Origin of the sequence: Prevotella sp. S7-1-8 (assembly GCF_000758925.1) — a bacterium.
In the GTDB taxonomy this organism is placed as follows: domain Bacteria; phylum Bacteroidota; class Bacteroidia; order Bacteroidales; family Bacteroidaceae; genus Prevotella.
This window is the reverse complement of record NZ_JRNC01000031.1, coordinates 1-15,317: the sequence shown is the minus strand read 5'-3', so window position 1 is coordinate 15,317 and position 15,317 is coordinate 1. Positions and strand designations below refer to the sequence as shown.

Annotated in this window: 12 protein-coding genes; 10 read left to right on the top strand and 2 right to left on the bottom strand. The window is 46.6% G+C overall.

The genetic code is table 11. The annotated features are described in order from the left end of the window. The first annotated feature begins 691 nt into the window (after window positions 1–691). Window positions 692–1,957, top strand: a complete 1,266-nt coding sequence (locus HMPREF1640_RS12540; protein WP_156098715.1) for a hypothetical protein — start codon at window positions 692–694, stop codon at window positions 1,955–1,957. A 35-nt stretch (window positions 1,958–1,992) separates the two neighbouring features. Further along, window positions 1,993–3,042, top strand: a complete 1,050-nt coding sequence (locus HMPREF1640_RS04495) for a DNA/RNA non-specific endonuclease (protein ID WP_036892795.1) — start codon at window positions 1,993–1,995, stop codon at window positions 3,040–3,042. 967 nt (window positions 3,043–4,009) lie between these two features. Here the strand turns inward: HMPREF1640_RS04495 and HMPREF1640_RS04490 are convergent. Both HMPREF1640_RS04490 and HMPREF1640_RS04480 read right to left on the bottom strand, forming a co-directional pair. Continuing rightward, on the bottom strand, window positions 4,010–5,767 hold the full coding sequence (locus tag HMPREF1640_RS04490; RefSeq protein WP_197051484.1) for a calcineurin-like phosphoesterase family protein: 1,758 nt from the start codon (window positions 5,765–5,767) through the stop codon (window positions 4,010–4,012). 269 nt (window positions 5,768–6,036) lie between these two features. Further along, window positions 6,037–6,588, bottom strand: a complete 552-nt coding sequence (locus tag HMPREF1640_RS04480; protein WP_036892791.1) for a DUF3332 domain-containing protein — start codon at window positions 6,586–6,588, stop codon at window positions 6,037–6,039. Window positions 6,589–6,860: 272 nt separating this feature from the next. Here HMPREF1640_RS04480 and HMPREF1640_RS04475 point away from each other — a divergent pair, with 272 nt between their 5' ends. The 8 genes from HMPREF1640_RS04475 to HMPREF1640_RS04440 all read left to right on the top strand — a co-directional run bounded on the left by HMPREF1640_RS04475 (window position 6,861) and on the right by HMPREF1640_RS04440 (window position 15,093). Continuing rightward, window positions 6,861–7,451 carry a 30S ribosomal protein S16 gene (locus HMPREF1640_RS04475; protein ID WP_036892884.1) on the top strand — a complete coding sequence of 197 codons (591 nt, stop codon included), beginning with the start codon at window positions 6,861–6,863 and terminating at the stop codon, window positions 7,449–7,451. Window positions 7,452–7,976: 525 nt separating this feature from the next. Then, complete coding sequence (locus tag HMPREF1640_RS04470; RefSeq protein ID WP_036892790.1) at window positions 7,977–9,119, top strand: replication initiation protein; 1,143 nt, start codon at window positions 7,977–7,979, stop codon at window positions 9,117–9,119. Window positions 9,120–9,162: 43 nt separating this feature from the next. Further along, the gene (locus tag HMPREF1640_RS04465) at window positions 9,163–9,681 is read left to right on the top strand and encodes a DUF4494 domain-containing protein (RefSeq protein ID WP_036892789.1); all 519 of its coding nucleotides are present in this window, start codon (window positions 9,163–9,165) and stop codon (window positions 9,679–9,681) included. Continuing rightward, on the top strand, window positions 9,681–10,355 hold the full coding sequence (locus HMPREF1640_RS04460; protein ID WP_036892788.1) for a YggS family pyridoxal phosphate-dependent enzyme: 675 nt from the start codon (window positions 9,681–9,683) through the stop codon (window positions 10,353–10,355). Before HMPREF1640_RS04465 ends, HMPREF1640_RS04460 begins: the two co-directional genes overlap by 1 nt. A gap of 4 nt (window positions 10,356–10,359) precedes the next feature. Next, complete coding sequence (locus HMPREF1640_RS04455; RefSeq protein WP_036892787.1) at window positions 10,360–10,851, top strand: Fur family transcriptional regulator; 492 nt, start codon at window positions 10,360–10,362, stop codon at window positions 10,849–10,851. A gap of 15 nt (window positions 10,852–10,866) precedes the next feature. Then, a complete protein-coding gene (locus tag HMPREF1640_RS04450) occupies window positions 10,867–12,144 on the top strand; it encodes an adenylosuccinate synthase (protein WP_036892786.1) in 1,278 nt (425 codons plus the stop codon). Between the two features lie 8 nt (window positions 12,145–12,152). Then, a complete protein-coding gene (hisS, locus tag HMPREF1640_RS04445; protein WP_036892785.1) occupies window positions 12,153–13,523 on the top strand; it encodes a histidine--tRNA ligase in 1,371 nt (456 codons plus the stop codon). Between the two features lie 565 nt (window positions 13,524–14,088). Continuing rightward, a complete protein-coding gene (locus HMPREF1640_RS04440; RefSeq protein WP_156098714.1) occupies window positions 14,089–15,093 on the top strand; it encodes a hypothetical protein in 1,005 nt (334 codons plus the stop codon). The last annotated feature ends 224 nt before the right edge of the window (window positions 15,094–15,317 follow it).

Here is a 15,317-nt window from a genome sequence, read left to right as displayed (position 1 = left end):
GAATGTTTTTCAAAAAACTCTTAAATTTTGCACACGCGATCAAATAGCGTAAATATAGTTCTCTTATCAAAAAATATTATCATCCGCTGTGCCTTTGTACCACGCGCCACCTTGGCAACGGCGTCGGGCGGGCAGGAAATGGCGTTCAGGATAGTTTTGTCTTTTTATATCAAACCACTCCGCGGACATCAAAGGGTTGTGTTTGCGTCACGGATAACAATGTTCGTTTTGGCTGCCTGCAGTGTAAAAATATAAATATTGTCCGCAATCTGCCACAAGGCTTTGGCGGCGCCATTTCAGACTGCGAAGCCCATGACAAATTCACAAGGCGGCCAGCCTCTCTGGAAAGCATTGAAAATCCGCCTGAAAAACGCGGACAAATTATCTTGATGAACAAACTTAACGGCATGAAATGCCTGTAAATGACATTCGAAGTGAAAATCCCAGAAAACATGTTGGTTGTAAAATCTGCATAACTTTGAAACTCATCAGGGGGCTATGGAACATACCCTCCTTTCGTATTAACCTATCTCACTTAACGATAGGAAAACGGCAAAAGAATATTGTAACCATGATATATACACGAAAATGTCATGTTTTTCTACATATAAATCATATTTAATGCGTATATTTGCACACTTGATTTTCGTTTTGATGTAATATCACTAATAATTTAACGACACAAACAAACATGATTAAAAACTTACGACTAACAATCTTATCGCTGCTGGCATTAATTTCGACGGCTGCGTCGGCAAACGAATACAGACATGTGTTCGATGCCACGACACTTAAAGGCGATGGCGTGTTTGAGTTAAGCGACGTGAACTGGGAAGTCACCGCTACAGGCGCAGGCTATTGGGGATACCATGTAACCAAAGGCCAACAAATAGGTAGCGCCAATAAGCCGGCGAAGACCATTACGCTTTCCACATCAGACATCAAAGGCCCAGTATCGAAGATAATAGTAAACACAAGCGGCGCGAAAGGTATCGACGCCACACTCTCCGTGACAGTGGGAAACTCGACGTTTGGCACGGCATACAAACTCACGGATTCTCCATCGTCGGCATCGTTCACCGACAACGCTTCTGGAAAGATTACGCTTTCCTTTCAGCAACAATCCTCAAAAGCCATCTATATCAAGTCTATTCAAATAGTATATGGCGAAGGCGGTGGCACGATAAATCCTCGCGAAGAGGAAATGGCCAAGGTTAATAGCGTCGCGGAATTCGTGGCTTTGCCTAATGGCAAGGAAGGAACGCTCTATTTAAGCAATGACATGAACGCTCGTGTGACATACGTACATGGCTCCACGGCCTATTTGCGTGACAAGACGGGTGCCATATGCTTCTATCAGTTTGACAAGACGCCCACAATGGCATACAACGATCATGTGGCGGGCTACATAACTGGTAAAAAAATGATGGTGGGCAATATGCCGGTCATGGTAGCAACAGACAAAACCAACACCAATCTACTTGCCATCGCCAAACCTGTTACCGAGTTAAACGTCGAGCCAACAGTCATCAAGGCCGCGGAGTGGTCTAAGCATTACGCCGATTGGGTTACTATCAAAGATGTGAAAATGCAGGACGCAAACATGGGAAACGACGGTACAGGGAATGTTAATGTCGCAAATACCTTTAATATAACCCGTATTGACGCCTTGGAGGCCAGCTGCGCATACAACCTTTCGGGCATCGCAAACGCCACGACGAATGGCGTCGACGAACTAAGTTTGGTGTACAATGAGGCTTTGGCGAGACAAGGAAACCCATCGGCGGATGTTGCCGCGAAGTTCTTGCCCATAAGCAAAGTCACGACAGGGATCGGCGCGCTTGTTTACAATAAGCAGAGCCATGCCATCATATACGACATTACTGGACGACGCGTTTCGCCCGAAAAAATGTCGAAGGGCATTTACATCTTTAACGGGAAAAAATACATAAAATAGTTTTTGTTTATACCACCTATTATTATATAGAACACATGAAAAGACAATTGCTTTTTATATTCGCCATATTTATAGCTTTCAACGCCACTGCTCAATCTGGCAAAATGGTTAAGAGCGTGACATTGAAAACTGGTGTCGCTTTCAACTATGACAAGGACGCGCAAGACAGCGCGCGAGTGATTTTCACGCCAAGTGGCGACTCTTTGGCTATCAAAATATACACCAAGAGAGATGGCTCGGTAGATTTTCTTTACTCCCAGATACACCATGTCGTTTTTTGGAGCAACCAACCTTCAATTGTTCCCGACGCCGCTAATGTCAACAAAAATAACGAAATAGACTTGCGGAAAAACCCGGAGGCTTGGCGATTGGAATTCCCAAAATTGTACCAAGGTTCTGACATTACTTTTGAAGTGACTCACTCCACGCCCGATTATGGTATCACTTATTCGATAGAGTGGGATGGCAAACTGCGCGCTAACAGATGGTCGTGCTATCAAATGTATGCCAATAACTTGCAAAAAAACGTGGAAAGGAAGAACATTTTTATGGAAGACCCCAAGATTCCATCTGCCTATAATGTTTCTCCTAATAAATATAGTGGCTCTGGCTACAGCCGCGGGCACCTGTGTCCATCAGGAGATCGACTTTGCTCAAAAGAACAAAACTCACAGACGTTCTACATGTCCAACATGCAACCACAGATACAGAACCATAACGCAGGCGTATGGAGCAAACTGGAAGGCAAGGTAAGAGGCACGTGGGCGCCACAGGGAAAAGATTCCAAAGACACTTTGTACGTTGTGAAAGCGGCCACAATCGACCCGGGAAACATCAAAGGATATACCAAGTCGGAACTTATCGTACCCAAATATTTCTATATGGCGCTGCTTTATTACAGCAAGTCTTCTAACAGTTATTCGGCCTTGGGCGTATGGTCTCCGCACGAGGAGAAAAGCGTGCCAGAATACATCACCATAGATGAGTTGGAACGAAGGACGGGCATTGACTTCTTCTGCAACCTGCCAGACAATATAGAAAACGAGGTGGAGGGCAAGATAGATAACGATAAATGGGGTATTTAAAAACGCCTTGGCCAACAAATTATAAAAAATACGAGAATGCCCACCTTTCATATATGCCTGGTGGTCAAGTCAGGTGGACAAGGCATATATTTCCAACAACAAGTCATGAGTGTCAATGGCAAAAACGAGAAACGCTGTTAATGAATTGCCAAGAACTCCATGACTTGTTAAAATATTTGTCAAATATTATTTTTTCAAATCGAGTGGAAATATTCGGGAACATTTGATTTTTGGTTGCCATGCGCTCGCTGAACATGTGTTGCTGAGCGCGTGGCATGACAATTGGTGATTAATCGTGTGACAATTGGGCGTCAATGAATCCGCCGATGCATGCTGATCATGCGCTCACTAATGCTTAATTGTGCGGCGATTAAGCGTTAATGGCAAGCGAAAGAAGCGACTATGGCTTCCTGTGTATTTTAAGTTCGTTGTAATATTCTGTATTGCAGGGCGTTATATTAGATGTCTTTTTTGGGGTTTTTCAGAAGAACTTTTTGGCTTTTGGCGTTAATGAGGTGTGACAATAGGTGTTGTTGAGTTATTTCATCATATTTTTAATTTGTTGTCTCACCGTCGCTATATGTACGTGTGCACAGTACATCGCATGGTTTGGGCTTGATCATCATGTTACGCTCCCTCGGCCGCGCGTGTTCCTCTTCGTTGCGATTCACAATTTAACGACGACATTCATGACATTGTTTAATAATATGTTGTAATGGCGAAACGTGACAAATTGCGACCCTGTTTTTTACGTCGTGGCTGTTTTTTGTTATGTCAACTCAAAAGCTGAAAAAGTTTATTTTTAGCGCTAACCTCTATAATGTTTTGCAAGATCGCGATATGCCAACATGTCACAGCTTTCCTATGGCAAGTGCAAGGATATGTTGGGAATACATGGTTGGGGCGAGAGGGCCGCGCCAAATTTGTTGGCGCGGTTGCGGCGTGAGTGTGTATGGGCGGATGGGTTTCACTTTCTTTTCTTGTAATAGTGCGCAAAATTGTAGAACGGCTCTTGTATGATGTCGACGCTTCTTGCGGTGTACACATTGCCATATGGGTCGGTGGCCTTGATGACAATGCCGTCGCGTCGTGACTTGGGCTTGTAATAGTAGAGGTGGTTCATGATGAGATAGCCATTGTGCTTGCTTACAAACCAATAACTGACAGACTGGCTGTACTGGTGATGGTAGCCTGTGGCGAAAGCGTCTTGCCCCTTGCTGTTGATACGGGTCATGGGATGTTCTACGCCATTCTCGATGGCTACAATCTTCCATCGCGAGTCGGCGTTGAACACGTTGGCCACCACCACGCCGCTGTCTGTGGGCAGTTTCCAGTCTTTGGCATAGCTCTCCTTGTTATAATTAGCGTCTGCCCTGAAAAGTGTCATTTGTAATGCCGGCGACAATAGCGTGGCTTTGTACCTGCAATTTGTAAGGTTGCTCGATTTGAATTGGTAGATATAATAGCCATTTGGCGTGCCACAGATATTGATGTTGGATTGCCAGATGGCTCCGCAAGCGGCGGCGTGGCAGTGCTCAAGCACGTGATGCCCATCGATGTCGATCTCGTGATTGAGCGCGAAATGCGTATGACCGCAGAATAACTCGTACCCACCCTTGAACCGCTCAAGCAACGCAAGCAGCGTTTTGAGGCGTGAGGAGTAAAAATGTCCTCGCTCGGTGGGCGCTCGCAAAGGCACGGCAGCGCCGCTGGGGCTGTTTCCAAACGTTAGCGGAATGTGGTAGCAGAGCACCACTTTCTTGTTGGTGTCGGCTAAGGCAAGGTCTTGGGCTATCCATTCCATCTGCTCGTCGGTGGGCTCGCCCGGTGAGTAATAGAGCGCGCCATGATAGAAGTTGCAATCATTGAAACACACATAATGCACGTCTCCTCGGTCGAAAGAATAATCGGTGGGACCCCAGTTTTGTTCCCATTTCTCGGCATAGATACGCTTGCCATCTTGGTCGTGGTTTCCGATAACGGAAAAAACGGTCATCTTGGTGGAGCCGAGGGCTTGGCGCATCTGTAGCTCGAGCGAGTCGTTGTACCCGCCGTAATACTGCACGTCGTCGCCCATGGATATGCCATAAATGGGCGTCTCGGCCGGCAGCGAGTCGATGGTGTGCCTGATGTCGGCTATCGTCTCGTCGGTGAAGCGCGCCACGTCCGATTTCTCCACCAAGTTGTCGTTAGGTCCTGTGTAGTAGGGATTGATGACATTGGTGGCTTGCGGGTCGCCGATAATTATCATGCGATGGTCAACCTCCTTGCCGTTCTTGAGCCTTGTGAGCGTGAAATCATAGATGGAGTCGTTGGCGTTGATGGCCTTGTAGAAACATGCCGTATGGTCGTTGGGGGCGTGCGTGGGCACCTCGCAATAGTCGGGCACGGTGTAATAGACGAACCGGGCCTTGGGGTTTCGGCGCAAGGCATAGTGCCCTGCGGAGTCGGTCACGGTGCAACTGTAGCTGTCGCTTACCACGACGCCGGGCATCGCGTTGCCGGTGGTGTCGGTAATGGTGCCTCGAAGGCTGTCTTTCGAAGCTCGTTCGGCTTCGGCCTCTCTGAGCGCTTGTGCCATAATTGAGTCGTGCTCGGCTTGATGGCGCATGGCGATGATACGGTCGCGCTCCCTGATTTGGGCGGAATGCCTGATCATGGAGCTAACCATGATACCTGTAAAGACCAATACGGCCACGAACCCGAGGCTGATTTTTTTTCTCATCTTGTTCTCGCTCATAAACTGTTTCGGGGGTGCTTTGTTATGTTTGTTGGTGTGTTTTTCTTCTCAACGCGGATGCGTGGCGGCGCGAGTACGCCTTGGCGCGTGGCGAGCGCCGTGTAAAAAGTGGGGACAAAGGTAAAAAACATCCCATGCGAACCAAAGCGCTTTGGGATGTTTTTTTTGACGTAAAGGTTTTGTTTGGGCGACATGAGGGCCGTTTGTAGCCTTGCGGGTTATGCCGCGGAATGGTGTATGCCGCCCTCTTGGATTTATCTTGCGGCGAAGAACCTCCCGTCGTTCATGGCCATGCGCACTTGGTACAGCCCGGCCTCGTCGGGTGTGACGTTCAGCTTTGTTCCGTCAGGGAGGTTGGCTTGGATGGTGCCATCACTGTTGAAACGAAATATCTCGGTTTTCTTGCCTTTTTGAATTTGCGACCAAGCGTCTGTTTTCTTGTCGTAAACGAAAGAGACCGTTTCTCCGGTGGGGAGCTTGATGTCGTAGCCGTCGGCTTTGTAGGTTACCGCATAGTATTTTCCATCTTGGCCCATCACCTGCTTGACAGTACCCACTTTCATGGCCATGGGGTTGTCCCCGGTCCAAAACTCGATGGCGTTGAGAATGAACATGTCCGCCATTCCGGCTATTGCATAGGCTGGAGAAATGACGACAAAGATAATTTCGTTAAGAAATTTGTTGTCTGTGGCGTTTTTGTTCCATGACGCCAACTTGTTGAACATGGAAAATGTGCCCACGCAAGAGGTCGTAAAGAAGATGCCAGCCATGAGGCATGTGGCCAATGTTAAATGTCTTGTTTTCATATTTGACAATGATGTTTGTACTGAAAAATCGCGTAAATTTAGATATATAATTTTGTAAAATATGTCTTTTGGATAGATTTAACATAATTTTCTACGACAGGCGTAGGTCGGCGTGGCGTGATGAGGGCAAAAGCGTTTTCTTAATATTCCTTAATTTGGCGGAGAAAAATAGGCGATGTGAGGTTGGCAATGAACTAAAAGTGGTAACTTTGCGGTCGCTTCCACGAGATGGAGGCATAATTCAAACCTTATATAAAAGATTTAAAAACAAAATGGCAACAAAAATCAGATTGCAGCGAGGCGGTCGTAAGAACTATGCGTTCTACAGAATCGTTATCGCGGATGTAAGAGCTCCACGCGATGGTAAAATTACAGAGAAGATTGGCACTTACAATCCCAACACCAATCCTTCAACCGTAGATTTGAATTTCGAGCGCGCTCTTTATTGGGTAGAAACAGGCGCGCAGCCTACCGACACCGTACGTAACATTCTTAGACAAGAGGGTGTGTACATGATGAAACACCTTAAGGGCGGTGTAAAAAAAGGCGCTTTTGACGAGGCCGCATGTCAGAAAAAGTTTGACGCATGGAAAGCGAGCAAAGAACAAAAACTGACAGAGGCGCGCGACGCGAATGCCAAGAGCCGTAGAGACTTGGCTGCGAAGGCGTTGGAACAAGAGAAGAGTGTGAACGAGGCCATCGCCAAGAAAATAGCGGACAAGAAAGCTGCCGAGGCTGCCGCGAAGGCAGAGGCAGAGGCCGCCGCTAAAGCGGAAGCAGAGGCTAAGGCTGCCGAGGAGGCCGCCGCTAAGGCGGAAGCTGAGGGCGCCAAAACTGAAGCTGAGGGCGCGGCGGCAGAATAAAGCCGTACGACGTGATACTATCTTGCATTCCCAAACACAGCCAAGTGTTTGGGAATGTCGTTTAAGGACGGCCCGGAAAATTACAAACTTATGTAATAATGTGAGAAAATTCAATTAAGTCTTGTTGTCTTTGCGTTTCCTTAAGTTCAAAACGCAAGTTCGGTTTGTCACGTGGCTTGCTACGCTTGCGGTCCAACGGAATCTCTTTAGCTTGGAAACAAACTCACAATTTTGCATGGCTGATTGTTAAAACTATCCTTGAAATTAACAAACGCGACGAGGCCTGTTGCCATGTTGCGTTTTCGGTTGGCGCGCGATGTCGGCTGTGATAAGGACGGCGTGCGATCGGTGAGAGGTCGGGTGCGCGGTGGGAGACTTGGCGCGCGATAGTTAATGGAGAAAAGTGTCGGAAACGCTTGGTCGTGTTTTCGTTTTTTTATTTATCGCAACTTTTGGCAGAACCGAAAAATAATCTTAACTTTGTAAGCATCACAAAAGGGAAAGCCGCTAAAAAATATCTATTTGATGGCAGAAGAAATATCGACAGCAATACCGGCAACTAAGAGGGCAACCAAGACGACAAAGGCTGTGGCCGGTGTCGGTAAGGGGAAAAAGCGCGAGGTGAAACGCAATATCCCCACGGAGCTTATACCCGTGGAGGAAGAGACATGGCTGCTTCAACCCATAGCGGTAACCATGATGAGGCACGACTATTCGCTGATACAGATCAGGATACTCGTCACGATCGTTGAGTTCATGCAGAACAAGCTTCATAAGATTCTTAATAAAGAGAAGATGGAACCGGGCATTTTTTCGGATGTGGAGCTTGACAATGATGGCCGGCTTGAAATCAAGACGCTGTTTAAAACATTGGGCGTTGACCCAAACCATTACCCTCAATTGCGTCAAAGTTTGAAAATGCTCGCAGCCATTCCGGTGGAGATACCTTATAAAACCACGGATGGGCGCAGTTACCTTAAAGTGACCAACTTGTGCGACGTGTATATTCCTAAAGACACAGGGCTGTATGAAAAGTATGCGCTGTTGAAAATAGATCGCACCGTGGCCCAGCGTTTGGTGTCGCTCGATTTGGGGTACCATAGGCTGGGAAAGCAGATTGTGTTTGCGTGTCGTAATCGGTACACGCAGCGAATATACATGTTTATAGAAAGTTGGCTTGACAAAGGTGGAACAAGAATAAAAACGTTGGATTTCAGGAAAATGCTGCGATTGGAAAACAATTACAATAAATTCAGCGACTTCACGAGGCGCGTGTTGAATCCTGCCAAGGAAGAGTTGCAGTCTCTTGCGGAGAATGGTTTTTGTGATTGTTACTTCGATTACGAGAAACGTTACAATCATGGGCAACGCGGTGGAGAGCCTGACGAGTTGGTGTTTACTATTTTCAGGGCTAAAAACAAGCTTAACCACCAACTTAAAGACATCACTGAAATGCAGCGCAATCAGTTCGCGGACATGTTGATGCGATATTTTGGATTTGAGGTGGCGGTGGCTAAAAAGATGAGCGAGCGTGTTACGCCGGAAAACTATCAAGGCGCCGTCTCGAAGTTGGTGGATTTGAGAAACAGGTTGCGTAGCGACTTGACCATCCACGATAGGGCTGCTTACACATATCGTGTGTTGGACAACTTGTTTAGAGGAGTGTAGGTTAATTTTATTATATAATATTATTTTGTTTATAGAATACAACATGAAATCCAGGACATCAGATTGGTTTGAGACCAAAATAAAATATGACAAGACACAGGAGGATGGGTCACAAAAATCCGTAGTGGAGCAGTATGTTGTAGACGCCCTTAGTTTCACGGAGGCGGAGAGCACGCTCATTGAAGAAATGTCGGCTTATATCAGTGGCGATTTTAAGATTGCCGGAATAAAGCCCGCGCCTTACCATGAGATATTTTTCAGTGACAGCGCCTCGGCGGACAAGTGGTATAGAGCCAAGTTGTCTTTTATCACCATTGATGAAAAAACGGAAAAGGAAAAGCGTTCCACGGTGAACTATTTGGTTCAGGCCGCTTCTTTGCCGGGAGCGGTGAAAAGCATAGAAGAGGTTATGGGTGGAACGATGATCGACTATGTGATAGCCTCGATTGCCGAGACATCGTTCATGGATGTGTTCTTGCATGCCGACAATATGACAAAAGAGAAAGCGAACGACGTTCCGGAATACGAAGCGCAGTCACAAAAAGGGAAAGGAACGGAGTGATGAAGGTTGATGTTGCTAAAAACTTATGTAAAGTTCTTGGGCATCTTCCGGAAGGCGTTAGCCTTGTCGCCGTGAGCAAATTTCATCCGAAAGAGTATATAGAGGCTGCCTATCAAGCTGGACAGCGCATGTTTGGCGAGAGCCATGAGCAGGAGTTGCGAGTTAAAGCGGAAGAGCTCCCGAAGGATATATTGTGGCATTTCATTGGACATTTGCAAACCAACAAGGTGAAATATGTCGCTCCTTACATTTCAATGATTGAGGCCGTGGATACCCTTAAACTTCTGAAGGAGATCAACAAACAGGCTGCCAAGTGCGGACGCGTCATAGACGTGCTGCTTGAGTTGCATGTCGCGGAGGAGGCGACAAAATATGGTTTCTCCATAGACGACTGTCGAAACATGTTGAAAGCGGGCGAATGGAAACAGTTGGTTAACGTTCGGATATGCGGCTTGATGATGATGGCCAGCAATGTGGACGACGAAAACCAAATCGCGGCGGAGATGAACCAATCTGCGGACTTTTTTGATGAGGTAAAGCGTGATTATTTCGCTGACGCTGATTATTTTCGCGAACGGTCGTGGGGCATGAGCCACGATTATAGGATAGCCGTGAGATGCAGGTCTACGATGGTGAGAGTTGGAACCTATATATTTGGGCCAAGGGTCTATTGAGACGATGGTAAAAAACAAGATGTTCAGTAACGCCCGAAAGATATTGGACGATTTTTTAGATGTCACGGCTGGAAGAAAAACGCCGGAGCGATATGCCATCTTGGAAGCCATCTATGATATTGACGGGCATTTCACGGTTGAAGAGCTAAACGACCGACTCTCTAATGAAAAGTTCGTGGTGAGTAGAGCCACGCTTTACAACACCTTAAAACTGTTTCAAATGATACACCTTGTGGTGCGTCACAAGCTCATAGACAAAACAAAATATGAAGCTGCGTTAAGGAACGACTCGCACAGTCATCAGATTTGCACCATATGTGGCAAAGTGAACGAGGTGACATTGCCTGACGTGGAGGATAGCATTAGAAACGCTCGCTTGCGGCGTTTCAGAAAAGAGGGCTTCACGCTCTATATTTATGGTATTTGCAGCAGTTGTCAATCACGGTTGACTCGACGTAGAACCATCAGAAACAAAACTAAATCGGACAACAAATAATTATATAGATAGCTTATGAATACCGGGAAAGTGGATGTCCTGCTGGGTTTGCAGTGGGGTGACGAGGGTAAGGGTAAGGTTGTGGACGTGCTTACTCCGAAGTATGATGTGGTAGCTCGTTTTCAGGGAGGACCCAACGCTGGGCACACCTTGGAGTTCGAAGGGCAGAAGTATGTTTTGCGCAGCATCCCCTCTGGCGTGTTTCAAGGAGGCAAGATCAATATCATTGGCAATGGCGTGGTGCTGGCTCCAGACTTGTTTATGAATGAGGCCAAAGACTTGGAAAAGAGTGGCCATGAGTTGCAATCCCGTCTGCACATTTCGTCCAAGGCGCATCTCATCATGCCTACCCATCGCATATTGGATCGTGCGTTGGAAGTCGCGAAAGGCAAGGCCAAGGTGGGCACGACCGGCAAAGGCATAGGTCCGACCTACACAGACAAGGTCAGTCGCAACGGGTTGCGCGTAGGAGACATTTTAGAAGGTTTCGAAGAGAAGTATGCGGCACATAAAGAACGTCACATGAAAATGCTCTCATCGATGGGTTGGACTGATTTTGACGGATTTGAGGAGACGGAGAAAACATGGATGGAGGGTGTCGAGTTTCTCCGCCGTTTCAAGATAGTCGATAGTGAGCATGAGGTGAACAGGACTCTCAAAGATGGCAAATCCATTCTTTGCGAGGGAGCGCAAGGCACCATGCTCGATGTTGATTTTGGTAGCTATCCATTCGTAACCTCAAGTAACACCATTTGCGCCGGTGCCTGTACGGGTTTGGGAATTGGTCCGAACAAGGTCGGAAACGTTCTTGGTATTATGAAAGCTTACTGTACACGCGTAGGTTCAGGACCGTTCCCGACAGAGCTTTTCGACGATACCGGAAAGCGCATCCGTGACCTTGGCCATGAGTATGGAGCGGTGACGGGGCGCGAACGCCGTTGTGGATGGGTAGACCTCGTGCAACTAAGATATAGCGTCATGGTGAATGGCGTAACCCAGTTGATTATGATGAAGAGTGATGTGCTTGATGATTTTGACACCATCAAGGCATGCGTGGCTTACGAATTGCCCGATGGTAGCACCACCCCTGATTTCCCATACGACATTAACAACGTTAAACCTGTCTACGAAGAGTTGGAGGGTTGGAAGACTGACATGACCAGGTTCACGAGCGAAGAAGAGTTCCCCAAAGCGTTCAGCAATTATATCAAGTTTATCGAGGAACAATTGGAGACACCTATAACCATCGTCTCTATAGGTCCGGATAGAAGTCAAACCATCATAAGGAAATAACAAAGAGTATGGCAAACAACAAACCATCCATCCCTAAGGGCACCCGAGATTTTGGCCCTGACGAGATGGCCAAACGCAATTATATTTTCGACACCATCAAAGAAGTCTACGCTTTATACGGTTTTCAACAAATAGAGACACCGGCTTTGGAGACGCTTCGCACCCTCATGGGCAAATATGGAGAGGAAGGTGACAGGCTACTTTTCAAGGTGTTGAACTCTGGTGACTATTTTAAAGGTATCACGGACGAGGAGCTTCAAGGGCGCAACACGCTGTATCTTCAGACCAAATTGTGCGAGAAGGGCTTGCGATACGACCTCACGGTTCCTTTCGCCAGATACGTGGTGATGCATCGTGAAGAACTCCAAATGCCATTCAAGCGTTATCAAATCCAACCAGTTTGGCGCGCTGACCGACCACAAAAAGGACGGTATCGCGAATTTTACCAATGTGACGCGGATATCGTTGGCTCCGACTCTCTGCTCAACGAAGTGGAGTTGATGCAGATTGTCGATACTGTTTTCCAAAAATTTGGTGTCAACGTACAAATCAAAATCAACAACAGAAAGATACTTACCGGCATTGCAGAGGTTATTGGCGAGTCCGAGAAAATCATCGATATCACTGTTGCTATAGATAAATTGGACAAGATTGGTATTGACAATGTCAACGAGGAATTGCGTAATGCCGGCATAGCCGAGGATGCCATCGTGCGCCTTCAGCCTATCATTGCGTTCCAAGGAAGCAACAATGAGAAATTGGATACCATCGCGGAAGTTCTTAAAACATCGGAAACAGGACTGAAAGGGGTGGAAGAATCGCGTTTTATCCTGAGCACATTACAGGCAGTTGGCCTTCACAACGAAATACAGTTGGACCTCACCTTGGCTCGCGGGTTGAATTATTACACGGGCGCTATCTTTGAGGTTAAGGCCCTTGACACGCCTATGGGCTCTATCACTGGCGGTGGCCGATACGACAATCTCACCGGTATATTTGGCATGCCGGGCCTTTCCGGTGTAGGCATATCGTTTGGCGCCGACCGCATTTATGACGTGCTCAACGCGCTTGACCTTTATCCCAAGGATGCCGTGGCAACCACGCGATTGCTTTTTATCAATTTTGGCGACAAGGAAACGGCTTATTGCATGCCTTTGGTGGCCAAGGCGAGAGCTGCCGGAATACGCACGGAAATTTATCCCGACAAGGCCAAAATGAAAAAGCAGATGACTTATGCCAATACCAAAAATATAGCGTATGTGGCTTTGGCCGGTGATAACGAGATGGCGGAGGGCAAGGTTACGCTAAAGAATATGGCCACGGGAGAACAGTTGTTGTTGACTGTGGACGAGCTTATCGAGACCGTCAACAAACAATAAGCGTTAGGTATCGTGTATGGATAAGGTTGCCGTTAAATAAAATTTAACGGCAACCTTATTTTTAATCTGTTATTTTTATAAGGCAAATCAACACTTATGCGTTTGTTTTTTCTCTCCTTTTATGTTTGACTTCCAGTGCCATAAACCCCACAATATTTATAATAATCGAATTTGCGGCAGCCGAAAAATTTTGTTCAGACATCAATCCGGAACGAGGGTGTAGCTTGGTATTGCATGTTTTTTTTGATGAAACTATATTGATGGACAATCACGTTGAGAATGGTCGGTCGTCTATTTGCGCTTTTTGGGCACGTTTCGCGACAGTCCTCAAGCTATCCTGTCCATTGCTATTTTTAACCAATAAAGTTGTTTTGTAAACATGTTTTTTTTTCTAAAAATTGTTCTTTATCATTTTTTCTCGTTAACTTTGTCTTTGTCAGTATCAAGTTTTTATTTCCTTCGCAATAGAAACTGTTAATTCAAATCGCCAATGAAATACTTTTTATTAATCACAGTTTTCAGCCTCATGGCTCCTTTTTTCGCGCATGCTGATAATGATTGGGCTATGTTCAAACATAAGGGCGATAGTTGCATGCGCGCGTATGACGTGTTCCATGCCACGCGATATTACCAACAAAGCATTGCGCTCAATCCTTCGAATATGGATGTGCGCAGACAGTTGGCTTCGTGTTATCGCCAATCCGCCGACAATATGGCTTGCGTGTCATGCCTCGACAACATACCGCGGGATAGTGTGAACCACAAGGATATGCGTATGTACTATTACTGCATGTTAGATATGGGCGACAAGGACAAAACGGCTTATTGGGGCGACCGCATCGTGGCTACATACCCATACGACAGCGAGATTGTTGGCTCGCTTGCCACTTATTACAATGACAACAACATGCCCGGCAAGGCGGAGGCTGTGGCAAAAAGCTATATCACCCAATGCGACTCCTCCAATCTGTACGTGAACAAAGCCTACGCCTATTCGTTATATTTGCAGTTCAGGTACGATGAGGCTATTCCTGTGTACAATAAGTTGATAGCTCAAGGCTATGACAATTTTATTTCCAACTTCGTACTTGGTCTTTGTTATGAGCATTTTTCCCAGTATGCCAACTATCCCAAAGCACACTACCATCTAACCCGAGCCTCCAAGTTCAAAGATAATAACGCCACGTGTTTCTACCGTTTGGCATTGGTCGAGAAAGAGCTTTACATGGACTCCTTGGCGCTGGAGCATTTCAATCGTGCCATCGAGACCGCCACGCCGAGGGCAAGGATGTGCGACATATACAAGAAGATGGCTGATTTACATTTTCAGCACGGCCAATACGAGGCCGCTGGGCGAGCTTTCGAACTAAGTCTTTTGTACGATGATGAAGACACACCCGTCAACTACTACAATGCGGCACAGATGTACATAGCCTCAAAAAACGATTTGAAAGCCAAGCTATACCTACAACTTTTTCTCTCAAAGGCTGTCCGGCTGAAAGATGATGGGCAGAACAAACTTCTGGTTTCCAAGGCTAAAGCGCAGCTCGCTCAATATGGCGCTCGGTAGACGCAGGTTGTCTTGGGGCGGCCATTTTTACCCACATCGATGGCGAGAGACGCAGCTTGACGTGCTTTCGGTATATTTTGGTCTCGTTATATTGAGCACCTTGGAATGTGCTCAAGCATTTGTATTGTAAGATATTAGTCACGAAAAACGATGCTTGCGGTAGTCTCGTTTTGGAACGGCAGACACCGTCTTGCGTTACGCGACATGCCCTTTTTGCGCTTATT